23 protein-coding genes and 1 riboswitch are annotated in these 21,470 nt (G+C 57.7%); of the genes, 5 read left to right on the plus strand and 18 right to left on the minus strand.

Going from position 1 to position 21,470, the window contains the following annotated elements:
* Window positions 1-61 precede the first annotated feature (61 nt).
* The 6 genes from cobF to cbiE are packed head-to-tail and all read right to left on the minus strand — an operon-like array spanning window position 62 to window position 5,187.
* On the minus strand, window positions 62-805 hold the full coding sequence (gene cobF / locus AC2FPW_RS07415) for a precorrin-6A synthase (deacetylating) (RefSeq protein WP_496813051.1): 744 nt from the start codon (window positions 803-805) through the stop codon (window positions 62-64).
* On the minus strand, window positions 798-1,526 hold the full coding sequence (cobA, locus tag AC2FPW_RS07420; protein WP_480919994.1) for a uroporphyrinogen-III C-methyltransferase: 729 nt from the start codon (window positions 1,524-1,526) through the stop codon (window positions 798-800). Before cobA ends, cobF begins: the two co-directional genes overlap by 8 nt.
* Window positions 1,523-2,845, minus strand: coding sequence for a cobyrinic acid a,c-diamide synthase CobB (locus tag AC2FPW_RS07425; RefSeq protein ID WP_496813052.1), 1,323 nt, complete (start codon window positions 2,843-2,845; stop codon window positions 1,523-1,525). The genes cobA and AC2FPW_RS07425 overlap by 4 nt, the downstream gene beginning before the upstream one ends.
* A complete protein-coding gene (cobM, locus tag AC2FPW_RS07430) occupies window positions 2,832-3,626 on the minus strand; it encodes a precorrin-4 C(11)-methyltransferase (RefSeq protein WP_480558275.1) in 795 nt (264 codons plus the stop codon). The genes AC2FPW_RS07425 and cobM overlap by 14 nt, the downstream gene beginning before the upstream one ends.
* Entirely contained in the window at window positions 3,623-3,991 is a 369-nt protein-coding gene (locus AC2FPW_RS07435) for a cobalamin biosynthesis protein (RefSeq protein ID WP_480504562.1), read from the minus strand. Before AC2FPW_RS07435 ends, cobM begins: the two co-directional genes overlap by 4 nt.
* The gene (gene cbiE / locus AC2FPW_RS07440; protein ID WP_496813053.1) at window positions 3,988-5,187 is read right to left on the minus strand and encodes a precorrin-6y C5,15-methyltransferase (decarboxylating) subunit CbiE; all 1,200 of its coding nucleotides are present in this window, start codon (window positions 5,185-5,187) and stop codon (window positions 3,988-3,990) included. Before cbiE ends, AC2FPW_RS07435 begins: the two co-directional genes overlap by 4 nt.
* On the opposite strand from cbiE, the gene AC2FPW_RS07445 reads away from it, so the two are divergent.
* Window positions 5,186-5,917, plus strand: a complete 732-nt coding sequence (locus tag AC2FPW_RS07445) for a cobalt-precorrin-6A reductase (RefSeq protein ID WP_496813054.1) — start codon at window positions 5,186-5,188, stop codon at window positions 5,915-5,917. The two genes, cbiE and AC2FPW_RS07445, sit on opposite strands and share 2 nt — an antisense overlap.
* Here AC2FPW_RS07445 and cobJ read toward each other — a convergent pair.
* The 7 genes from cobJ to AC2FPW_RS07480 are packed head-to-tail and all read right to left on the minus strand — an operon-like array spanning window position 5,908 to window position 13,872.
* The gene (cobJ, locus tag AC2FPW_RS07450; RefSeq protein ID WP_496813056.1) at window positions 5,908-6,672 is read right to left on the minus strand and encodes a precorrin-3B C(17)-methyltransferase; all 765 of its coding nucleotides are present in this window, start codon (window positions 6,670-6,672) and stop codon (window positions 5,908-5,910) included. The genes AC2FPW_RS07445 and cobJ overlap by 10 nt on opposite strands.
* Window positions 6,669-7,397: a precorrin-2 C(20)-methyltransferase gene (locus tag AC2FPW_RS07455; RefSeq protein WP_496813057.1), complete on the minus strand. Its 729-nt coding sequence runs from the start codon at window positions 7,395-7,397 to the stop codon at window positions 6,669-6,671. Before AC2FPW_RS07455 ends, cobJ begins: the two co-directional genes overlap by 4 nt.
* Window positions 7,394-8,023, minus strand: a complete 630-nt coding sequence (locus AC2FPW_RS07460) for a precorrin-8X methylmutase (protein WP_496813058.1) — start codon at window positions 8,021-8,023, stop codon at window positions 7,394-7,396. The genes AC2FPW_RS07455 and AC2FPW_RS07460 overlap by 4 nt, the downstream gene beginning before the upstream one ends.
* The gene (locus tag AC2FPW_RS07465) at window positions 8,023-9,144 is read right to left on the minus strand and encodes a ferredoxin-like domain-containing protein (RefSeq protein ID WP_496813060.1); all 1,122 of its coding nucleotides are present in this window, start codon (window positions 9,142-9,144) and stop codon (window positions 8,023-8,025) included. Before AC2FPW_RS07465 ends, AC2FPW_RS07460 begins: the two co-directional genes overlap by 1 nt.
* Complete coding sequence (gene cobN, locus AC2FPW_RS07470; RefSeq protein ID WP_496813061.1) at window positions 9,141-12,434, minus strand: cobaltochelatase subunit CobN; 3,294 nt, start codon at window positions 12,432-12,434, stop codon at window positions 9,141-9,143. Before cobN ends, AC2FPW_RS07465 begins: the two co-directional genes overlap by 4 nt.
* Window positions 12,435-12,437: 3 nt before the next feature.
* On the minus strand, window positions 12,438-13,493 hold the full coding sequence (cobW, locus tag AC2FPW_RS07475) for a cobalamin biosynthesis protein CobW (RefSeq protein WP_496813063.1): 1,056 nt from the start codon (window positions 13,491-13,493) through the stop codon (window positions 12,438-12,440).
* 4 nt (window positions 13,494-13,497) lie between these two features.
* Complete coding sequence (locus tag AC2FPW_RS07480; protein WP_480484221.1) at window positions 13,498-13,872, minus strand: DUF1636 family protein; 375 nt, start codon at window positions 13,870-13,872, stop codon at window positions 13,498-13,500.
* Window positions 13,873-13,966: 94 nt separating this feature from the next.
* A riboswitch (cobalamin riboswitch) is annotated at window positions 13,967-14,171 on the minus strand.
* Between the two features lie 102 nt (window positions 14,172-14,273).
* On the opposite strand from AC2FPW_RS07480, the gene AC2FPW_RS07485 reads away from it, so the two are divergent.
* On the plus strand, window positions 14,274-15,269 hold the full coding sequence (locus tag AC2FPW_RS07485) for an NAD(P)-dependent oxidoreductase (protein WP_480484275.1): 996 nt from the start codon (window positions 14,274-14,276) through the stop codon (window positions 15,267-15,269).
* Between the two features lie 325 nt (window positions 15,270-15,594).
* Here the strand turns inward: AC2FPW_RS07485 and AC2FPW_RS07490 are convergent, their stop codons facing one another.
* Both AC2FPW_RS07490 and AC2FPW_RS07495 read right to left on the minus strand, forming a co-directional pair.
* Entirely contained in the window at window positions 15,595-16,164 is a 570-nt protein-coding gene (locus tag AC2FPW_RS07490; RefSeq protein ID WP_496813065.1) for a hypothetical protein, read from the minus strand.
* A gap of 4 nt (window positions 16,165-16,168) precedes the next feature.
* On the minus strand, window positions 16,169-16,465 hold the full coding sequence (locus AC2FPW_RS07495; RefSeq protein WP_496813067.1) for a hypothetical protein: 297 nt from the start codon (window positions 16,463-16,465) through the stop codon (window positions 16,169-16,171).
* 142 nt (window positions 16,466-16,607) lie between these two features.
* On the opposite strand from AC2FPW_RS07495, the gene AC2FPW_RS07500 reads away from it, so the two are divergent.
* Both AC2FPW_RS07500 and AC2FPW_RS07505 read left to right on the plus strand, forming a co-directional pair.
* Window positions 16,608-17,435 (plus strand): heparin lyase I family protein, encoded by an 828-nt coding sequence (locus AC2FPW_RS07500; RefSeq protein ID WP_496813069.1) that lies wholly within the window; start codon window positions 16,608-16,610, stop codon window positions 17,433-17,435.
* Window positions 17,436-17,515: 80 nt separating this feature from the next.
* Window positions 17,516-18,094 (plus strand): hypothetical protein, encoded by a 579-nt coding sequence (locus AC2FPW_RS07505; protein ID WP_496813071.1) that lies wholly within the window; start codon window positions 17,516-17,518, stop codon window positions 18,092-18,094.
* A gap of 792 nt (window positions 18,095-18,886) precedes the next feature.
* On the opposite strand, the gene AC2FPW_RS07510 is transcribed toward AC2FPW_RS07505, so the two are convergent.
* The 3 genes from AC2FPW_RS07510 to AC2FPW_RS07520 all read right to left on the minus strand — a co-directional run bounded on the left by AC2FPW_RS07510 (window position 18,887) and on the right by AC2FPW_RS07520 (window position 20,222).
* Window positions 18,887-19,495 carry a tyrosine-type recombinase/integrase gene (locus tag AC2FPW_RS07510; RefSeq protein ID WP_496813072.1) on the minus strand — a complete coding sequence of 203 codons (609 nt, stop codon included), beginning with the start codon at window positions 19,493-19,495 and terminating at the stop codon, window positions 18,887-18,889.
* 98 nt (window positions 19,496-19,593) lie between these two features.
* Window positions 19,594-19,935, minus strand: a complete 342-nt coding sequence (locus AC2FPW_RS07515) for a DUF6626 family protein (RefSeq protein WP_496813073.1) — start codon at window positions 19,933-19,935, stop codon at window positions 19,594-19,596.
* An 11-nt stretch (window positions 19,936-19,946) separates the two neighbouring features.
* Window positions 19,947-20,222, minus strand: coding sequence for a hypothetical protein (locus tag AC2FPW_RS07520; protein ID WP_496813074.1), 276 nt, complete (start codon window positions 20,220-20,222; stop codon window positions 19,947-19,949).
* 148 nt (window positions 20,223-20,370) lie between these two features.
* Between AC2FPW_RS07520 and AC2FPW_RS07525 the strand changes: the two genes are divergently transcribed.
* Window positions 20,371-21,432, plus strand: coding sequence for a dsDNA nuclease domain-containing protein (locus tag AC2FPW_RS07525; protein WP_496813076.1), 1,062 nt, complete (start codon window positions 20,371-20,373; stop codon window positions 21,430-21,432).
* Window positions 21,433-21,470 lie beyond the last annotated feature (38 nt).

The following is a 21,470-nucleotide window of genomic DNA, read 5'->3' on the forward strand; positions in this document are numbered from 1 at the left end:
CCCTGTGTGCCAGACCTGACCGACCCGCGACATCACAAACCCGTGTTTATGTGCCCGTGCGTTATTTCTGTCGCGCCTTCAACAGGTAGATATCCATGATCCAGCCATGTTCGGCGCGGGCTTTCGCCCGGGTCTCAAGGATATTCTGCGCAACCTCATCCAGCGGGCCACTGATCAGAACCTCTTCTTTCATACCCACATAGGCGCCCCACCAAATGTCATAACTTGCCAAATCAAGGGTTTGGAACGAGCATTCGCCGTCCAGCATCACAGCGACGTTCGAGGCCGCATCAGGCCAGCCTTCATCCCGGATACGACGACCGGTTGTGACAACGTAGGGCGCGCCCAGATCATTGATCGGGATCGCATGGGCGGCGGTCAGCGCCTGCAAGGCGGTGATGCCGGGGATAACCTTGGTATTGGGTTGCGGGTTCAACCGGGCAGCGATGCGCAGTGAGCTGTCATAGAGGGACGGATCCCCCCAAATCAGCAGCGCGACATGCTGCGCCTCTGGATGCGCGGCAATGGCCGCTTGCCAGCGCAGGGCGATGGTGTCGTGCCATTCATCGACACCGCGCAGGTAGCCATCGTCGGCCCGGCGCTGGGGAATATCGAAATAGGCGATCTGTGGCGGCGTTTCGGCGACACGCTCGATGATCGCTTCACGCAGCCCGGCCAGATCAGCCTTGTTTTCCCCCTTGCGTGGAATCAGGATCAAATCCGCCGCCCGGATCGCCTGCGCGCCTTGAAACGTTACATGATCCGGATTGCCGGTGCCGATACCGATCAAGCTCAGATCATTCATCGTCGAACTCCGCCAGCGGACCATAAAGGATCAGCGCCGGTGCTTTGCCAATCTCGGTTTTCAGCTGCTCTGCCAGCGCGCCAATCGTGGCGCGTTGCAGCTTTTGGTCGGGGGTCGAGACGGATTCGGCCATAAGCGCCGGAGTATCCAACGGCAATCCTTGCGTGTGCAGGGCTTCGACCAGCAGGGGAAAGGTGCGCTTGCCCATGAAAACGACGGTCGTGGCCTGCGGATCAGCCAGCGCTTTCAGGTTCAGGTCGTCGGGTAATTCACCACTGACGTCATGGCCGGTCACGAACTGGACCCGCCGGGCCGTGAGCCTGCGCGTCAACGGAATGCCTGCGGCCGCTGCCGCTGCCACTGCTGAGGGGACGCCGGGAATGATCTCATAGGCGATTCCGGCTGCGCGCAGGGCGACAAGCTCTTCCTCTAGCCGTCCGAACATACCGCCGTCGCCGGACTTCAGGCGCACTACATGCTGACCGGATTGCGCATAATCCACCAGCAACCGGCTGACATGGTCCTGCTTGGGGGACGGACGACCGGCCCGCTTTCCGACGCCAACCAGATCCGCATCGTCGCGCGCATGGCTCAGGATGGGGCCGCTGCTGAGATCGTCGAACAGGATCGCATCGGCCTTTTGCATCCGGTCCACCGCCTTGAGTGTCAGCAGTTCCGGATCACCGGGGCCAGAGCCGATGAAAGAAACAAAACCGCTCATGCCGACGCCTCCGCAATCAGGTGAAAGAACGTGCCAGTGACATTGCCACGCAGTGATCCGGTTTGCGGACCTTCTTCCCCTTCGGCGTCAAACACGCGTGCCAATGGGGCGTCCGGTTGATCCACGATCGAGGAATAGTGGAACTCGTGCCCGCGCAAGGCTGCGCCTTTGGCAAAGCCGGGCATGGGGGCCAACAACTCGGCTTTTCTGTAGCCAAGATTGAACTTGCGCTTCTGGTAGGATGTGACGAGGCCCAGCAATCCGGCCATTTCATGTTGCACGCCGTCCTTGTCGATCAGCGCCTGACCAAGTGCCATGTAGCCGCCGCATTCTCCGTGCACCGGTTTTGTTTCCGCATGTTTACGCAAACCACTCATGAAGGTGGTCGCCGCTGCCAAGGTTCCGGCGTGCAATTCGGGGTACCCGCCGGGCAGCCAGACCAGATCGGCATCCGCCACCGGAGGTTCGTTCGCCAAGGGGGAAAAAGGCAAGATCTCGGCACCCGCATCGTGCCACCCCTGCAAAAGGTGGGGGTAGGTAAAGGAAAAGGCGGCATCACGGGCCAGGGCGATCCGCTGGGCGGGGGGGCGCGGCAGCGCGGCTGACGAAGGCCCGCCGGGGCCTGAGGAAGCCGCCCACTTGATTGCGTCAAGGTCCACATGTTCTCGCAAGAACGCGGCATAACCTACAATGGCGCTTTCCAGATCGGGGTGTTCGACCGCCTGAATAAGTCCCAGATGCCGCTCGGGCAGGGTCAAATCACCACGCCGGGGCAGGACGCCCAGAACAGGCAGGCCCGCGCGCTCCATCCCCAGACGGGTCAGGCGTTCATGGCGGGGGCTGGCGCATCGGTTCAGGATCACTCCGGCAAAGGGCAGGTCAGGATTGTACATCCTGAACCCCAGCGCCGTTGCCGCCGCTGATTGTGCCTGCCCGCCCACATCCAACACAAGTACAACGGGCCAGCCCATGCGCAGGGCGGTCTCGGCGCTTGAACCGTGCCCATCTTCGCCGGGCTTTGCGACACCGTCGAACAAACCCATCGAGCCCTCGGCCACCACAATGTCAGCGCCTTCAGCCTGAGCGGAAATAGCGCTGAACAGGGGATCCGTCATTGCCCAGCTGTCCAGATTGAACGAAGCCCGCCCGGCAGCCGCCCGGTGAAAGGCGGGATCGATATAATCCGGCCCGCTTTTAAAGGGTTGCACGGTCAGGCCATCTTCGGCCAGCGCGCGCAAAAGGCCCAGCATGACCGTCGTCTTGCCGGTACCCGAAGAGGGAGCTGAAATCAAAATACCCGGAGGGTTAGTCATCACCATGGCTCCAGCTTGACCAAGGGCTATCGGCACTTTGCGGGCGATAGCGGCGGTCGTAATCTCTGGAATAAAGACAGCTTTCGTCAAAACCCTCACCGGCCAGCGCGGGGCCTACCATGATCAAAGCCGTGCGCGAGATGCTTTCGTCCAGCGACCCTTTCAGGGTTTCCAGCGTTGCGCGGATGATCTTTTCATCCGGCCAGCTTGCGCGATACACAACGGCCACCGGACAATCGGCGCCATAAGCCGGGGTCAGGTCTGCGATAACCTTGTCCAGATTGCCGATTGACAGATGAATAGCCAAAGTCGCGCCGGTACGGGCAAAATTCACCAGCGTTTCACCTTCGGGCATGGATGACGCGCGCCCCGGCGTCCGGGTCAGAACCACTGATTGCGCCAGTCCCGGCAGGGTCAGTTCGGTGCCCAGGGCCGCTGCGGCGGCGGCAAAGGATGGTACGCCAGGGGTCACACTGACCGGAATGCCCATTTCTTTAAGGCGGCGGATCTGTTCGCCCATCGCCGACCAGACTGACAAATCGCCCGAATGCAGCCGCGCCACATCCTGACCCGCTTTATGCGCGACTTCGATCTCGGCCATGATCTGGTCCAGATCCATGGGCGCAGTGTTGATGATTTTTGCGTCTTTGGGGCAGTGGCTCAGAATTTCCTCGGGCACCAGTGATCCGGCATATAGGCACACAGGGCACGAGGCGATGATGTCGCGCCCACGCAATGTCAACAGGTCTGCAGCGCCCGGTCCGGCGCCGATGAAATGAACGGTCATGTTTGTCCTCCGATGGCGATGGCGCAGGTGGCCAGCCGGTCGTCCGAAATGTGTCTGGGTGAAAGCAGCCGCGCGCCGGACCCGGCGGCGGCAAGGGCGGATGCTTCGGCTACGCTGCCGGTGCCATAAGCGGCACGGCTGCGGTTAGAGCATGTCAGGGTGCGTTGTCCGGCCAAATCGGCAGCCGCCACGAAATGCAGCGGAAGGGCAAGGCTTTCCGCAAAGGCCGCCAGCGCAGAGTGGCCGCTTTTGTCGGCAACCGTCGCCAGAGCTTGGACATCATGGCTGGCCGCTGCCGCGTCATAGGCGGCGCGCAAACTGTCTGCCGTCGCGTCTGATGAAAAGCCCAAGCCTGCCACGATCATAAGGTCACGCTCCACTGCACGACCGGATAGGCAGCCTTCCAGCCGCGCCGCGGTCCGAGCGGTGCAGAATGTGCCAGTTCGATCCGCAACAGGTCTCCGCCCAGGTCTTGGTGCCATCGCGCCAACAGGGCTTCGCTTTCCAACGTTACCGCATTGGCGACCAACCGGGTGCCAGCGGGCAGGGCGTCGCGAAGCCACGCCAGCAGGCTGGGGCTGAGCCCACCGCCGATGAAAACCACGTCCGGCAGGGGCAAACCGGCCAGCGCTTCGGGCGCGGTACCGTGGACAACCTGTAACCGATCCTGCCCCAGCGCGTCGGCATTGCGACGAATGCGTTCGGCCCTGTCTGCGCGGGGTTCGATACTGGTGGCGGTCAGGGTCGGGTCACACATCAGCCATTCGATGCTGATCGAACCAGTGCCACCGCCGATATCCCACAGATGCTCGCCCCGCTGCGGGGCCAGTGCGGACAGGGTCAGTGCCCGGATCGGGCGTTTGGTGATCTGACCGTCGGTTTCAAAAAGATCATCTGGCTTGCCCGAGGCCTTGGACAGTCCCCGCCCAGTGCCGGTCACTTCCAACCCGACGCAGACGGGATGATCGAAGGTTCCCAGCAAAGCTTCGGTCAGGCTCACTGTCTGGACGCTTTCACGCGGGCCGCCGAGGGCCTGCATCACATGCAACGCGCTGTCGGCAAATCCGGTTTCGCTAAGATATGTCGCCAGTTCAGCAACTGCCTTGCCGTCACGCAATAGCGCAATGGCATGAAGTCCCGGGGCCAGATGCGGTCGCAATCGGGTCAAAGGCGCAGCGTGCAGGCCAAAGGTCAGCGTGCTTTCCAAAGGCCAGCCCAGCCGCGCAGCGGCCAGCGAAAATGTAGACTGGCCGGGCAGGGCGGTCCACTCTTTGGCATCAAAGTTACGCGCGATGACGGACCCCGCGCCAAACCAGAACGGATCACCTGACGCCAGAACCACCGTCTGCCGTCCGCGCAGGCCTTTCAGGATCGGCAATCCGTCCGAGAACGGCACCGGCCATTCGACCCGCTCAGCCTCGTTTTCCGGCAGCAGCGACAGGTGACGAGGCGGCCCCATGATCACTTCGGCCCGGTCCAGCACTTGACGGCTTGCAGGCGACAGGCCATCAAGCCCATCTTCGCCCAATCCCAAAACGGTCAGCCACGGAGATTCAGACATGCCCAACCTCCTGATTCTTGGCGGCACGACCGAGGCCAACGCTCTGGCCAAAGCTGTTGCGGAACAGGGGATTGCGGCTGTGTATTCTTATGCGGGACGGGTGGAAACCCCGCGTCCGCAGCCGTTGCCGGTGCGAGTTGGCGGGTTTGGCGGCCCGGAAGGTCTGGCCCACTACATCCGTGAAAACGCGATCACCCATGTCGTGGATGCGACCCATCCATTTGCGGCGCAGATGAGCCGGAACGCGATTGAGGCGTGTCACACAACTCAGGTTCCACTGGCCGCGTTGACCCGCGCGGTGTGGAAGCCGCAACCCGGCGATGTCTGGCACCGCGTGCCCGATATCACTGCCGCCGTCGATGCGCTTGCAGGTGATCCGCAGCGTGTGTTCCTGGCTGTCGGGCGTATGCATCTTGAAGACTTTGCAGCCCAGCCCCAGCATCACTACCTGCTGCGTCTGGTGGACGAGCCTGACAGCGTGCCTTTGCCTTTGGCGCAGGTTGTCGTGGCCCGAGGTCCTTTTGCAGAAGCCGATGACCGCGCATTGATGCAGCAACACAGGACGCAGCTTGTGGTGTCCAAGAACGCGGGCGGCTTGGGTGCGCGCGCCAAGCTGGACGCAGCGCGGGCGCTGGGCCTGCCAGTGCTTATGATCGAGCGCCCTGTTCTGCCTAAGCGGACCGAGCTTTCGGCTGTCACACAGGTTCTGGACTGGGTGTCTCATCCCTGATCCTCGACCGGGGTGAAGCGTGGCGTATAGACGATCGGCGTGCCTTTGCGTTCGATGACTCGGGTGCGCGACGAACCGACAATAACCACGGTCTGCATATCCGCCATCTCGGGCGTGGCCTCGGCCAGGGTAGAAACCCGGATCACCTCATCCGCTCGTGACACGGCGCGCGCAAACAGGATCACCCGCTCGGGCTCGCATTCTTCGCGTAGGATTTCCAGTGTCTTTACAAAGCCTTCCGGGCGAGACTTCGAGCGGGGGTTGTAGAATGCCATCGAAAAATCGGCCTGCGCAGCCAAGCGCAGGCGTTTTTCGATCAGTGCCCAAGGCTTTAGGTTGTCGCTAAGGTTGATGGCGCAGAAATCATGCCCCATCGGAGCGCCCGCGCGGGCAGATGCGGCCAGCATCGCGGTGATCCCCGGCAGCACATCTACCTGAATGTCACGCCATTCTGTTGGGCCATTCTCCAACGCTTCGAACACAGCGGCAGCCATTGCAAACACACCGGGATCGCCCGAGGACACAACAACCACCCGCCTGCCTTCGACGGCCATTTGCAGCGCGTGTTGCGAGCGGTCGATTTCAACCCGGTTATCACTGGCGTGCAGGGTCAGGCCGGGTCGGTCGGCCACGCGGGCTACATAAGGGATGTAGCCCACCACATCGGTGGCGTCGGCCAAAGCCGCTGAAACTTCGGGGGTGACCAGCGCCTCGTCCCCCGGACCAAGGCCTGCGATCTTGACCCAGCCGCTCATGGTCGGCGCCCCTGACCATGAACAACGATGATCGAGAAATATGGGGTGATCTTCTCGCAGGCCTCAGACAATTTTGTCACCGTCTGGTTCGGCATCTGCGCGTATTCGACAATCCATGCGCGGTCATACAGACCAGAGGTTTTCAACGCGCGTTTCACCTTGTCGATGTTCCGCCCGATTTTCATCACGACCAAGGCATCTGTCTGCGCCATACGTTCAGCCAAAACCTCCTCGGGCAGAGTACCAACCAGCACGGTCAGCACATCATCGCCCCATGTGATCGGATCGCCCGTGGCCGTCCACGCACCGGACATACCCGTGATGGCTGGCACAACCTCAACCGGAGCTTCGTCACGCAACCGGTTGTAAAGATGCATGAACGAGCCGTAGAAAAACGGATCACCCTCGCACAGGACCACCACATCCTCGCCCTGTGCCGACAGCGTCTTCAGGTGTGCTGTGCACTCTTCATAAAACGCGGCCAGCAATTCATTATAACGCGGATCGGTGACCGGAATCTCGGTGGTCACAGGGTATTCCATCGGAAATTCAATCGCGCCTTCGGGGATCATCCCGTTGACGATTTTGCGGGCCTGACCGCTGCGACCTGGTTTGCGAAAGAATGCCACGTGCTTGGCGTTGCGCAGAAGGCGATCGGCCCGGACACTCATCAGATCCGGGTCACCGGGGCCAAGGCCCACACCGTATATGGTACCCATCTTCATTCTGCCCGGCTTGCAATGGCATTAATGGCTGCCACCGTGATGGCGCTGCCGCCCAGACGACCTTTTACAATGCAGGACGGAACGGGTTGCGCCTGCCACAACGCGTCTTTGGACTCCATCGCTCCGACAAATCCGACCGGGCAGCCGATGATCGCAGCAGGGCGCGGGCAATCGGGGTTTTCCAGCATGTTCAGCAAGTGAAACAGCGCGGTGGGCGCGTTTCCGATGGCGACCAGAGCACCTTCCAGATACGGGCGCCAGAGTTCCAGCGCAGCGGCCGAACGGGTGTTGCTCATCTCGGCGGCCAGAGGGCGCACGCGTTCGTCATGTAGGGTGCAGATCACCTGGTTGTCTGCAGGCAGACGGAAGCGGGTCACACCCTCGCTGACCATGCGCGCGTCACACAGGATCGCCGCGCCGTTTTCCAGCGCCGTGCGTGCGGTCTGCACAAATCCAGGTGAGAAATGTACAAACTCCTCCAGCCCGACCATGCCAGCGGCGTGGATCATCCGAACGGCGACCTGCTCTTCATCGGCATCAAAGCGGGTCAGATCAGCCTCGGACCGGATGGTGGCAAAGCTTTCCTTGTAGATCGCCGCGCCATCAGTTTCGTAAGTGTAGGGCATCAGGTGAAGTCCATGGTCATGAGTGTTTCGGGGGCGAGCCCGCATTGGCAGGGCTCATCCCCTGCGCGGCCCTGTTTGACAAGATCAAATCGCCCGTTGTTTCCGACCACTGTGATGTCGGCCGGGCCCATATGGGCGCATCCTTTGGCGCAGCCCGAGACATGCAGGCGACCGGGAATACGCCGGGCCAATGCACGGGCGATGTCGCGGGTTTCCACTTGCGCTTGCGGGCAGAACGGCGCGCCGGGGCAGGCGTCGGTTGTCATCATCGGATCGGCTCCGTCCGTGACAAAATCCGGGGCGGGTATCGCCGCCCCGCCTTCCAGCAGGATCAGTCGCCACGGGGTGACACGCAGGGCTGAAGCGCCGCTGGCTTCAATCAGTTCACAAAGCTTGCGCGCAGGCAGCGAGCCGAACGCCGCGCCATAGAGAGTACCCAGTTCACAGGGGCCGGGTTGCAGTTTTTCACCGACAGGACCGGGGGAAAATCCCTGCCATTCCTGTGGCAACGCGTGAGTGACCCGCGCCATGCGACGTGTCTCGGCCGTATAGGTCCGGGCAAACCATCGGGCCAGCGCGATCACGTGGTCAATGGCGTCATCCTCGGTCACACACCGCCCGGTTTTGCAGCCGTCGGCGCGCAGGATCAGACCGTCGGCACCCAGTTCCAGACGAATATCTGCGGAATCCGAGGCTAACAGGCGCTTCGGGCCTGTATCTATGGCAAATCCAAACTTAGCGGGCAGAGCAGGCAATTCGGCCAGTCGATCAATCAACTCCTGTGTCAGCCGCGCGGTCAAATCGCCCGCCTGATAGAGCGGTGTAACCAGAATATTGCGGCGCACTTCGATGCCGGGTTCCGCATCAAGCAAGTTCAACGCTGCAAGTTCCACAAGCAACGGCTGGTGGTCGCGCTCATCCACGCCGCGCAGTTGCAGGTTGGCACGATTGGTCAGGTCGATGGTGCCATTGCCGAACCGTTCAGCCAGTTCGCACAAACCAATAGCCTGCCTGGCATTCAGTCGCGCCAGACGCGGACGGACCCGCACGACCAGCCCGTCGCCTGACATCATCGGACGATGCGCGCCGGGACACCATCCTTGAACGATAGGTGCACTCATCCCAAACCCTCCAAATCGGCCCGGATCGAATTCCGGCGTGTGTTCCAAAGCCCCGCTTCCAGCAATGCACGGAACCTGTCTTGCATGGCCTGATGGGCCTTCGGGTTGGCCTCTTGCAGAAAGGCATCAACGGCCTCATTGCCCAATGTGGCTTCGTGGTAGAGATCAAACAGATGCGGAGCGACAGTGCCCGACAGATGTGCGAATGAGGCCATGTGATCCAGCGTCGCCGCGATCTCGGCGGCGCCGCGAAACCCATGGCGCTGCATCCCGGAAATCCAGCCGGGGTTGGCAGCGCGGGCATGAACGACGCGGCTGATTTCTTCCGGCAGAGTCCGGGCGCGCGGATTATCGGGGTTGGTGTTGTCCAGATGGTAAAGCTGAGCGGTGCCACCAGTGATGTTTTTGGCGGCGGCAAAACCGGCCTCATGCGTGGCATAATCGTTGGCCAGCAGCAGGTCAGTTTCTGTCAGATCCTGGAGGTGAACAAAACTGTCGGCCTTGGCGACACGATCCGTGATCCCCGCTTTGTCCTGCGCGATGTGTTCACCTTCCAGCGCGTACGAACTGGCCTCAAGCCATGCCTCCCCGGCTTGGGCGCGCGCCTCGTCCGTATAGGTCTCGGACAGATGGGTCATGTTCAGGCCGTAACTGCCGGGTGCCGGGCCAAACACCCGCGCAGCCGGGGCGTGACCGGCATAGGGATTCCAGTCGGTCGCTTCGTCACGCTCTGACAATGCCCGAACCGCCTGACCATAAAGGGCTGACAACGTGGGGAACACATCGCGAAACAAGCCCGAAACCCGCAAGGTGAGGTCCAGGCGCGGGCGGCTCAGGTCGGTGATGGGCAGCACTTCGATACCCGAAACCCGCTCGGATCCCTTATCCCAAACCGGCTTTACACCCAGCAGGTGCAGGGCCATGGCGAATTCTTCGCCCGCCGTGCGCATGGTGGCCGATCCCCACAGATCGACAATCAACCCTTTCGGGTAATCGCCTTCCTCCTGCAAGTGCCGCCGTACCAGTTCCTCGGCCAGTTTCACGCCTTGCGTGTAGGCTGCGCGGGTGGGCACGGACCGCGGGTCGGTGGTGAACAGGTTTCGCCCGGTCGGCAGCACGTCAGAGCGGCCCCGATAGGGCGAGCCGGACGGGCCAGCCTCGATCCGCTTGCCAGCCAACGCATTGATCAGGGCCTTGCGTTCGGCATGGGCGGATGGGGCTGGGTCGAAACTGCCGGTCACATCCGGAACACGCCCATAGACGTGCAGCCCGTCGCCAAACTGGCTTTCTTTGATATCGCAGACAAAGCGGTCGATGCGCGTGATTGCTTCCGCGGTGCTGGTGGCCTGGTTCAGGCCCAGATCGTGCTCCAGCCCAATGGCTTGCGCCTCATCCCGGATATCTTCCTGCAACCGGTCACGGCGTCTGGGGTCAAGGCCGTCCGCGTTTGAGAACTCGTCCAGCAGGGCTTCCAGCCGCACCATCCGGTCAGGCGTTCCGCTTTCTTTCATGGGGGGCGGGATGTGGCCCAGGGTCACGGCGCCGATCCGGCGTTTGGCTTGCGCGGCCTCGCCCGGGTCGTTGACTATAAACGGGTAGATCACCGGCAGGTCACGGATCAGCGCCTCGGGCCAGCAGTCTGCTGATAGGGCGACCGATTTGCCGGGCAGCCATTCCAGTGTGCCATGCGCACCGATATGGATCAGCGCATCCGCGCCAAGACCTTTGCGCAGCCACAAATAGAAGGCGACATAGCTATGGCGCGGGGTACGCGAAAGGTCGTGATAGTCGTCATCACGCAGTTCGGGTGTTCCGCGCTCTGGTTGCAGTGCGACCAGCGCCTTGCCGCGTCGCAAAGCCGTGAAGTGAAACGCGCCCTGAGTGAAAGTTGGGTCTTGCTCGGGATTGCCCCATACGGCGTGCAGATCGGTGCGCAGGGTCTGGGGCAATTCAGCGAGCGCACTCAGATAATCCTCAAGCGGCCACGATATCCGGGCGTCCAAGAGTGCGTCGGCAACCGGATCGCCAGCCGCGATGTTGTAGCCTTCACTGCAAAGATCAGACAGCATCGCCTCAGCCGAGGCCAGCGCGTCGAGACCAACCGCATGGGCCATTTGCCAGTCTTTGCCGGGATATGTGGACAGTACCAACGCAGGAACCTGATCTGCCTTGGGTTTGTCATTCAGGGCAAGCCAACCCGATACCCGGTCGATGATCGCCTCGATCCGGTCCGGCTCGGCCCGATGCGCAAAACGCGAGTATTCCAAATGCGGATCGCGCTTGCCCGGTTCTTTGAAAGAGACAACGCCTGCCGATATTCGCCCGTCCACTTCGGGCAATACCACATGCATGGCGAGGTCGGCGGGTGACAGGCCGCGTTCGGCCTCGGCCCAGGCCTTGCGTCGCGAGGTGGCGAGAGCGACCTGAAACACCGGCACATCCGCTGCGTCCAGAGGCGACGTGCCGGACGCGCCCTTGCCCGAGAATGAAGTGGCGTTGATGATCGCCGACGGTCGCAAGGCAACGACCTGTTCCCTGAGCCAGTCGGCAGCGGCTGGGGTCTTGAGCGACGGGGCAAACAGACCCACCGCCGGAAGCCCGCGGGCGCGCAGGCTGCGGATCAGGGCCGCGACCGGGGCGGTGTCTGCGGATGTCAGATACGCGCGATAAAAGGTGACAAGGATGCGTTTCGTATCGTTCTGGAATGCGGAACCCACCGGGACGACACCCTGATCTGGACACCACGCACCGCATTCGGGCAGGGTTTTCGCGCCCATCACTGGCCCGGCATAAAGCCCTGCTGCCAAGGCCATCTGGGCCAATGCGGCCTGCGCGGCGACTTCGCCGCCGGTGTCACACAAATGTGCGAGCCGCCGCAGGGTCGAGAGGGGCAGGGTCGAATACTCATCCAACCGAGTGTCTTCGCGCCCATCCGCCGGTAAAACGGCCAGCGCGATGCCTTTGGCCTGCGCCAGTGCCAGAACCTGTTGCAACCCGTAAGACCAATAGGGCACGCCACCTATCAGACGGATCAGGATGCCCTTTGCGCCCTCAAGTGTCTGTTCGACATAGGTATCGACGGACAGAGGGTGCTTCAGCGCCGCAAGATTGGCCAGCCGCATCGTGGGCATCCGCCCCTCAGGCCCGCCGCCGCGATGCCAGCCCGCCGCGAAAGCGCCCAGGTCACTGTCGGAAAAGGACAGCACAACCAGATCACCCGGGCTTTGGCCCAGATCGGTTGGGGTCTCGGTTTCCTCGAGCCCGTGGCTTTCGCGAAAGACGACGTGCATGACTTACTCGGCAACCTCGGTCACACCCACGAGGATATCACGGATTTCGGCTTCTTTGATGTCGTCATGCTCGGCAATCACGACCAGGCGCGAGCGGCGCTCTTCACCGGGCTCCCACGGGCGGTCGTATTGGTGACGAACCCGCGCGCCGACAGCCTGAACCAGCAGGCGCATCGGTTTGCCAGCGACGGCGGCATAGCCTTTGACGCGCAGGATATTCAGCTCAGTCGCAAGACGTTCGATTCTGGCTACCAGTTCCGCAGGGTCGGTCTGTTCCGGCAACTCGACGATGATGCTTTCGAAATCGTCATGCTCATGATCGTGATGGCCATCGTGATGTGACGGGCGGGCGTCCATATCATCTTCGGCGGCAGCCTCAAGGCCAAGCACGACACGTACGTCGACGACACCCTCGGCGACCTCGACAACGGGAAGCGGCCGCGGTGCCTCGGCGGCGATGATCTGTTTGGCTTTCGCGATGCCTTCCGGACCTGCCAAATCGGGCTTGGTCAGCAGGATGATATCCGCGCACGAGATTTGATCTTCGAATACCTCGGACAAGGGTGTTTCATGATCAATCGAGTCATCAGCGAGCCGTTGGGCATCCACCGCTTCAACGTTCGGAGCAAAGCGACCGGCGGCCACGGCCTCGGCATCGGCCAGCGCGATCACGCCATCAACGGTAATTTTCGAACGAATATCAGGCCAATCAAACGCTTTCAGCAGCGGTTTTGGCAGTGCAAGGCCGGATGTTTCGATCAGGATGTGATCCGGGCGCGGTTCCAGCGCCATCAGCGCCTCGATGGTCGGGATGAAATCATCAGCCACGGTGCAGCAAATGCAGCCGTTTGCCAGTTCCACGATGTTTTCCGCAGGGCAATCCGGTATCGCGCAGGATTTTAGAATGTCACCATCAACACCCACATCGCCAAACTCGTTAACAACAATCGCAAGACGCTTTCCCTGCGGGTTCTGCATCAGATGGCGCACCAGCGTGGTTTTGCCCGAGCCCAGAAAGCCGGTGATCACGGTGACGGGAAGTTTTTCTAGGTTCGACATGATCTCAGCCTCCAATCGGGGGAATGCGCGAGGCGCAGTTTTTGCGGAAATGTTCAGGACGGTCGCGCCACTTCACCAGACCATCGTCTGTGGCCAGATACTTGGTCACACCATCGATGATGACATCGACGTGATCGACTTCGTTCAGGTTCTCGTAAACAAAGGTCCAGCGATCCGGCCCGCCCCGAAGAACGATGGAACAGCCCTGATCGCAGTTCGAAAGGCATTCGACAGGTTTCAGAATGATGCCATCTGGCAGGGCAGCCTGTTCCAAGGCCTTGTGCAACAATGTGCCGGGACGCTCAGCATCATCCTCGAAGGGCAGACCCCGGCGGCAAGTCGTGCAGACCAGTAATTCTACCGGTGCGGTCTCGGTCATGTCTCTCATCCCCCCAAATCCTCTTCGCGGGGGACGGGGTTTCATGCGGGCACCACGTCTGCACATGGACCCGACACCGGAACACCCCGCCCGGTTTCAACTTCGGGTGTTGGCAGGTCTCCCGGCTTGCGGATGCCAGAGCGGTCGCTCTGTCGGATGTCCCGCCTTCCCGGCACAGGCCAGTGGCATTGGGCATCCTCTCCGGTCACGGTCGCGGGGGCGGCTGCGTTTGGCGGATGAACCGTTGACGCATTCCCTTTTCATCGGCTGTTGCCGACACCAACGTCCGGGACATGCGGCACCGCCGGCCCGCTTGTCAAGCGGTTCGCGCGCAACAAATAAGCCAAGGTGAAAAAAGCGACCTGTAGGCGTCGTTCGGCGGCATGAAGTGCGTGTTCGGTATGTGGTCGCATGACGGGAAAACGACGAACTTGGAGATGCGTCATATGAAAGTGGGATTTATCGGTCTGGGTAACGTTGGCGGCAAGCTTTCGGGATCCCTTTTGCGCAATGGCATTGACCTGACTGTGCATGACCTGAACGCAGATCTGGTGGCCGAATTTGTCGCCAAAGGCGCAAAGGCGGCAGAAGGGCCCGCCCAGCTGATGCGCGATTGCGATGCGGTGATCACCTGTCTGCCGTCTCCGGCAGCATCGGACGCAGTCATGAAGGAGATGTTGCCCGAAGTGGGCCCCGGCAAGATCTGGATGGAGATGTCGACCACAGACGAAGCCGAAGTCAAACGCCTCGGTGCCGAAGTCATTTCACGCGGCGGTGCAGCTGTGGATTGCCCGGTTTCTGGCGGGTGCCACCGTGCCGCGACGGGCAATATCTCGATCTTTGCGGGCTGTGACCGGGAAACGTTTGAACGAATTCTGCCGTTCCTGACGACAATGGGCCGCCGGGTTTTGCACACCGGCGAGCTGGGCTCGGCCTCGGTGCTGAAAGTGATGACCAACTATCTTGCCACTGCCAACCTGATTACCTGCGCCGAAGCACTGGTTACAGCAAAGGCTGCGGGGATGGATCTGAACACGACCTATGAGGCGATCAAAATCTCGTCCGGCACATCCTTCGTGCACGAAACCGAAAGTCAGGTCATCCTGAACGGGTCGCGCGATATTTCCTTCACCATGGATCTGGTGAAGAAGGATATCGGTTTGTTTCAGGAGGTCGCCGACCGCGCCGGGGTGCCGCTGGAAATAAACCCGGTGATGATCAACATCTTTAACGATGGTATCGCACGATATGGCGAACGCGAGCTTTCACCAAATATTATCAAACGGCTGGAAGAGGCAACCGGCCTGGATATCACCGCCCCGGGCTTTCCAGCCGAAATGACGGATGATGAACCGGAAGAGCCGGGATACGAGGTTGTGCCACAAGGGCGCGCCTGAGGGTAAGGCAAACACCAGACTACATCGCGCCCCGTGAACGAGCAGGGGTAGGCTGGTGTTCCGAAAAACACGCCATATCTGGCCCGCAGTTCGACAGAATCGCGGGCCATGAACGTCTGAAAATACCAAGCGTCACACGCGCGTACTGCGGGGCCAAGTCAGCGATTAGGATGTTGTTGGAGGCGAGTACCGGAATCGAACCGGTGTACACGGATTTGCAAGAGAACGACATCAAGAATAACTAATTAAATTCAGTATAATGCGTGGGTAAATTGATGCTGTGTGCCATTTTGTGCACAGGTGTATTTTCCCGCATATAGCTGATTTAGCTGGTTTTTTCTTCTGCTTCGCGCGCGATCTTAAAAGCCAGCATGAGGATTAGCATACATGCAAACAATCCACTTACGTCGCCAATGAAGTAACCAATCAAAGTATTTGTGTTGTGGCTAAAAGCCCAACCCATTCCAAATGTATTGATTGCTGAGGCAATTGCACCTGCTACCATCACATCTCGCCAATTTGCTGCACGATTTGCCGTTATTCGAAAGTCCATCCCAAACTTTGCTAGCACCCAAAAAGTTACCGCGGCACATACTATTCCAGAGAAAACACCAGCAAGTCCCGTCAGTGTGAAACCCGCAGCCCCAAAGTTCACCCAGTGCGTCAGTAAGGCAGTTGGTGCGAATAACGGGATAGCTTTCCAGCCCATCATCCATGCTGACAATATGCGGACGCCATGTGGGAGGAAAAGTAAACTGGCATAGGGTGCAAGCTCTGGCGTGTACTGGGCTTGCAGGGGGAGCAGAATGTAAATTGAGATTCCAAATGCGAGTAAGTGCGCAAGCGAAATAATAAGAAACGGTGTCAGCAGGTTTTGGTTGCTAAATGCTTTCAACGGCTCAGCTACCTAGCTCTTTTGACACGACATACGAAGATCGTTGTCGACCCTGCGCGTGTCGCAAATACCCTGCTTCTACTAGTTCTCGCAATGCTCGAAAAAAGGCGCTGCGCGACACACCGTTCAGCAATTCATGTTGCCGCAGTTCTTCCGTCTCAACCGTTTTTGAAGTTTCGCTCAGGAGCGTTGCGGCGTACACAATATTTCTCTGCACGGCACTTAAATCATCAATGCCTAAGTCCCGCTCCATGCCAAGTAGCAGTTGCTTCAGACGTGCTAATTTTTCAATCCCTGTCATGCTTAAGCCCAAAGCTGCAAACTAGTTGTCTTCCAACATAGGGCTTGACTGGTGTGCGCAACAAGTCCCAATTTGGCACTTATAGGTGAAGCGTGAGCTACTTGTGCTTCGCGTGAATGAGAAAAGTTAGAGGATTGAGGCAGTGAAATTTTTTGTACCACAAGTAATTTTGGTGATGGCAATTGTCTTAGCTACATTCAGTGGTCCGTCGAACGCAGGCGGTGTGAGATTTGAGCAGAGCGCGTCGAACTTGCCAAACTCATACAAGCGGTTGCGAAAATTCGAAGGAATCGAAGCAAAACGTATCCACTCGTTTTCGATTTACGGGGGGGATTGCGCAACATCTGCCTACGGCGATGGTACAGGCAAGGGTGACTGTTCCTATGGATCTGTGCGCTCCATGCTTAGGGAATCAAAGAGCGATGGTCGTTGGGTTTTTCCCCAACCGTCAGAGGCTTGGTACGGCTGGGACATGCTCATTCCAGATTCATTTCCAACGCGTGGGTCGCAGACCAAAGGCGGCTACATTTTTGCGCAGTGGAAAGGTTATCGCTGCACACACGCGTCGCTATCCCATTGGACGAGCAAAGGTAACGATGACGCACTATTTTTAAAGTTGCAGGTGGCGAGTGGTGATCCTGCCAATCACGAATGCAAAAACGTTGTTCGAATACCATTGATGAATATGCGGGATTTCAAAGGACAGTGGCGGAATTTTCAAGTTTTTGCGAAGTGGTCCCACCAGTCAGATGGGCAAATCATCATCTATTTGGATGGTCAGCAGGTTGCGAATTACAAGGGTCCTACACTTAACGTGCCTCCAAACCACCCGCACAAAAAAGCGAAAATGAACCACTTTGATATTGGCGTTTATTTATGCTGCACGGCAGGGGTTAAGCACGTCCGCCCAGGCACGGTTTACTTTGCGAATGTTAAACGTGCAGGTAGCCAAAAGAAGCTAAGCAGGTGAATTCACTAATTTGCTAGCTGCTTAAGATGTGCAGCTTAGAAGTAGGACGTCACTGCGATGTGCGGTTTCAGGAAACAAAGATGTGGAAAATGATGCCTAAAATAATTGTTAGAAAGTTGCTTCAAGGTAGTATCACAACGACGGTTTTTACCTTGAGCATGTTGTTAGGGAATATCGCTCTATCACAAGCAAACATAGCCAAGCCTGCAAAGTGGTACAACGACTACGATGATCAAGTTGGATTGTCTGGCGATGGTAAAATAGCGCTTACGTGTCCTCCTCCAGGAGTCGATTTCATTGGGCCAACCTTTGAAGTCTTCTTCGAGGATGAAGTTCCAAGCTGGAAGAGGCCTCAACTCCAGTTCAAGTTTGATGGAAACGATGCGATCCAATGGAGCGAGAATTACGGTGCGACGATATACATTGGCCCAATGGGTAACCCTTATGACAGTGAGACAGCTAAGGGAATATACGTTGCAAGGCTTAGTTTTGGCACGCATAGGGCAGCACAGGGGAGCTGGGTTTCGCTAGGGGAGGATTTCATGTCTCACAACACGGTAACCGTGATTGCAAATGGCGTTTCAATGGGGCCAGTGTCTCTGTCTGGCTCCGCTAAGGTTTTGAAACACATCGCCCATCGCACGCCGCCATGCGGATGAGAGTGTTTCTGCGGAAAAAGGTGATCAATTGGCGTCCGCTCCAAGATTTGGCGGAACAACTGATATACAAAAGAGATGCTCAGGCAAATATTTGAAATTATTTGGTTTTTGATAAAATTCCGTAATTTGGTCGGCATCTAGGTTTCCTTGTAGGCAGACTTGCCAGGTATCCCGCCTAGCTTTTTTTTGTGAGTGCGTAGCTGCTTTGCAGCTCCACACGCACCTTCAGCTTTCTTTCGATCTTTGCTCCGCAAAGAACTCAGAAACCCTTGGTGCTGATTTTTCAATCAGATTTAATAGGCATCATTTTCAAAGGCCATCCTGCTGGTCGAGAAGTCATAGAGAGGCTGATCGCCTCTCGTCGACTTCTTGGCATCCTGCTGGGTCCTTCAGTCAGCTAATGCGCACAACCAGCAGGGCTGGTAGATAGGGTTGGGCTGTTACCTTTATGTGCGTAGAGTTGTTCCCAACGCAGCACTGCGAAAGCCATTAGCCACCGCCGCAGCACATACGAGTTGCTGATTGCTCAGCCTCTCATCTCGTTCCATCGCATAATGTTTTTCAAGCCAGTTGCGACTTTGCTTGTTATTCGCCGCCTCTGTTGGGGCGGCTTGCGCTGACAAGATCCGTTGGCGACAACACGTGGCTGGCAAACTCAATGTCATTGATAGGGCGCTATGTGCAGATAGGTATGTTGGCGGCGGCTACCCGCCTCACCGTACTTCTATTTATTAGCGCGCTAAGGATCATTTGAGAAACGGGTGACTTCTGAGCGAAAAGGTCCTGATTGGATCAAACTAGTTCAATCGCATTCCGTAACTTGTTCTCATTCAAGTCTATGTATCGCATCGTAGTATTGAGGTGCTTGTGTCGTGCAAGCGCCTGAACGACACGGGCGTTTACACCTTTGTCCGCAAGTTCAGTCAAAAACTGTCTGCGTCCGCTGTGTGAGCTGGCACCCTTGATGCCTGCCGCAGAATAAAACTTGGCAAACAGGTTCACAATCGTCTGCGCGCTAAAACCACCGCGCTTTGCGCTGAAAAACAACGGCGCATCAGGCTTGCTTACGTGGCGGGGGTAGGCGGCGGCATAAGCCGCAAGTGCTTTATGAAGCCTTTTGTTCACAAGAATTACCCCAGCTTCATCGCCTTTGGTTTGTGTCGCAGCAAGAAATACTGTGTCACGCGCTTTACCTTTGGTGTCGAAGACGTCGCCAACATTTAGCGCTGCGATCTCACATGCGCGCAGGCCAGCAAGAAAGCTGAATGCGAAAATGGCGTGGTTGCGAGCGCTGTAGCGATGCGCGTCAATGACTGCATTAACGCGTTTCTGTTCTGCTTTGGTCAGTAGCTTTGCTTGTTTCATGTCTAAGCCAATATGTGTGGTTTCGTTGTAACTCATTATAAAACCACACATTTTGCCAAGCGATCGAAAAAGGCGCACGGGCTAAGTTTTTGCAATCAAAGGCAGTTCCGCAAAAAAGTTAAGGATTGCATATTCTATAACATCTTGCGGCTTGGCGTCTCGTCCAGCGCGATTTCTGTAATGCGGTGCTGTTCAGCGAGGAACGCTTTGAGCGCAATGTTTAGTTCTTCCAGACCACGTATTTCCGCCTCAAGTAGACCGCCCGTGCGTCTGTTGCTCAAACGTAGAGTCACGAGTTTCAATTGCACGCTGCGCAGGCAGTCGATGGCGGCAGTAACACTGAAATCGCGCCCATTGTGCTTGCGCTCACCAAACCAGCTCTTGCTCTTGCTGCACCATTGCGTGCTGAAATCCTCGGCGCACTGCACCAGGTCGTATTTGACCAATTGTTCGTATACCTGTTCCACCAGTGTCATGTGCGGCTCCATTATGACCCGCTGTACTTAGGTTTTCTTGGCTTTCTAGGTTCAGCTATGCGCACTGGCTTGAGGGGTGGCTTGGGATCGACTTCTGTTTCGCGACGCTTGGCTTTACGTCTCTGTGCTGCCGCATTCGTCTCCAAAATTGATCGTTTTAGCTCATTGATGAGTTGCTCTGTAGTCAGCAACATCTGCTTGGCGACTGCGATTTGCTCTGTTCGCTCATGATGTGCGAAGTCGCGCAAAATTTGTGTGATTGCTCTACTGGTCTGTTTCGAATTCATTTGTTTCTCCCTCAACACTATTTATCCTTAGCGGACTAAATGTAGCGGATTGCCTCAACGGGCCTTCTAGATGAAGCGCGGCTCTTGCCAGAGTTGAAATTTTCGGCAATGGTTCGTGCAGTTATTTTGATGTGCGAAGGGATCATTTTTGCCCAACCTAAAGCAAAAGCTGGCAGCCACCCAACCGCGGGAAGATAGCGGGGCACCAACCAATGCCCGTTATCACTTTCAGGCGCTGTGTGGTCTTGTATTGGTTTTGGAGCGCCACAGGCTAGATGGCGACTACGCTTTAGTCTTTGAGTTCCACGATGACATTGCGCTGTTCGACGATTCAATTGATCCGCAGAGCGTCAAATTTTATCAGGTTAAGTCTAAGAAGAGTGGTCATTGGACTCCTGCCGCTTTGACAAAACGGGATACTAAAAAGAGCGAAGAAGCTTCTTCGTTTCTTGGCAAAATGTATCAAAATGTTGTCGCGTTTGACGGTGATGTAGAGTCGAGCACGTTCCTCAGCAATGCTCCCACAAACTTTGCTCCAACAGATAAACAAAAATTCTGCCTTAAAGAGTGCAATAAGGGTGATTTGCAAAAAATAGTTGAGAAACTGGAGAAAGAGTTTGGAGGCGAAGATACAATAAAGAGCGAGCTTCTTTGGATCGAGAAATCTGACTTGAGCCTCGAAGATGCAGACACCCACGCCAAAGGTAAGCTTGAAGCATTTGTTGTCGACAGCCTTGGGGAGGTTGAGTTTTCTCTGTCTGCGCTCTTCAAAGCCGTGTCAGACGAATGTACCACCAAAGCACGCGCCACAAAAATTGATTTAGCGGACTACGACAACGTCGTCGCTCAGCGCGGAATCACTCGCAAGGATACAGACAACTGGCTTAAAACAGTGTCTGCAACCGTTGCATGTCCCAAATGGGAAGAGATTGCACCAGAGATCAACTTGCCAGCGCCACAAAAGCTACGTTTAAGGCGTGAGTGGAACAGTTTCCGCGTTGCTGTGCTAAACCCAAACGAAGCTGTGCGGAAGGTGAGGAGGTTGATCGCAGTCCATCTACAGGAACAAAGTGGAACGGACATGGATTTGAACGCGCTGCTGGCGAGTGTTTTCGACGCATTGGGAGGAAAAGTGCGTGCAGAGCTCAAAACGGCATCAGACGAACGCATAAAGGCGATGATCTTATATGAAGCGTATTCAATCGAATAAGTTAGAAAACTACAAATCTTTGATCAGGAATTTGAGGA

This window comes from Ruegeria sp. SATB027 (assembly GCF_059613825.1).

Excerpts from the sequence above, each read along its gene's own strand:
- cobF (WP_496813051.1), bottom strand. The coding sequence starts at position 805 with ATGAATGATCTGAGCTTGATCGGTATCGGCACCGGCAATCCGGATCAT.
- cobA (WP_480919994.1), bottom strand. The coding sequence starts at position 1,526 with ATGAGCGGTTTTGTTTCTTTCATCGGCTCTGGCCCCGGTGATCCGGAA.
- AC2FPW_RS07425 (WP_496813052.1), bottom strand. The coding sequence starts at position 2,845 with ATGGTGATGACTAACCCTCCGGGTATTTTGATTTCAGCTCCCTCTTCG.
- cobM (WP_480558275.1), bottom strand. The coding sequence starts at position 3,626 with ATGACCGTTCATTTCATCGGCGCCGGACCGGGCGCTGCAGACCTGTTG.
- AC2FPW_RS07435 (WP_480504562.1), bottom strand. The coding sequence starts at position 3,991 with ATGATCGTGGCAGGCTTGGGCTTTTCATCAGACGCGACGGCAGACAGT.
- AC2FPW_RS07445 (WP_496813054.1), top strand. The coding sequence starts at position 5,186 with ATGCCCAACCTCCTGATTCTTGGCGGCACGACCGAGGCCAACGCTCTG.
- cbiE (WP_496813053.1), bottom strand. The coding sequence starts at position 5,187 with ATGTCTGAATCTCCGTGGCTGACCGTTTTGGGATTGGGCGAAGATGGG.
- cobJ (WP_496813056.1), bottom strand. The coding sequence starts at position 6,672 with ATGAGCGGCTGGGTCAAGATCGCAGGCCTTGGTCCGGGGGACGAGGCG.
- AC2FPW_RS07455 (WP_496813057.1), bottom strand. The coding sequence starts at position 7,397 with ATGAAGATGGGTACCATATACGGTGTGGGCCTTGGCCCCGGTGACCCG.
- AC2FPW_RS07460 (WP_496813058.1), bottom strand. The coding sequence starts at position 8,023 with ATGCCCTACACTTACGAAACTGATGGCGCGGCGATCTACAAGGAAAGC.
- AC2FPW_RS07465 (WP_496813060.1), bottom strand. The coding sequence starts at position 9,144 with ATGAGTGCACCTATCGTTCAAGGATGGTGTCCCGGCGCGCATCGTCCG.
- cobN (WP_496813061.1), bottom strand. The coding sequence starts at position 12,434 with ATGCACGTCGTCTTTCGCGAAAGCCACGGGCTCGAGGAAACCGAGACC.
- cobW (WP_496813063.1), bottom strand. The coding sequence starts at position 13,493 with ATGTCGAACCTAGAAAAACTTCCCGTCACCGTGATCACCGGCTTTCTG.
- AC2FPW_RS07480 (WP_480484221.1), bottom strand. The coding sequence starts at position 13,872 with ATGACCGAGACCGCACCGGTAGAATTACTGGTCTGCACGACTTGCCGC.
- AC2FPW_RS07485 (WP_480484275.1), top strand. The coding sequence starts at position 14,274 with ATGTGGTCGCATGACGGGAAAACGACGAACTTGGAGATGCGTCATATG.
- AC2FPW_RS07495 (WP_496813067.1), bottom strand. The coding sequence starts at position 16,465 with ATGACAGGGATTGAAAAATTAGCACGTCTGAAGCAACTGCTACTTGGC.
- AC2FPW_RS07505 (WP_496813071.1), top strand. The coding sequence starts at position 17,516 with ATGTGGAAAATGATGCCTAAAATAATTGTTAGAAAGTTGCTTCAAGGT.
- AC2FPW_RS07510 (WP_496813072.1), bottom strand. The coding sequence starts at position 19,495 with ATGAGTTACAACGAAACCACACATATTGGCTTAGACATGAAACAAGCA.
- AC2FPW_RS07515 (WP_496813073.1), bottom strand. The coding sequence starts at position 19,935 with ATGACACTGGTGGAACAGGTATACGAACAATTGGTCAAATACGACCTG.
- AC2FPW_RS07520 (WP_496813074.1), bottom strand. The coding sequence starts at position 20,222 with ATGAATTCGAAACAGACCAGTAGAGCAATCACACAAATTTTGCGCGAC.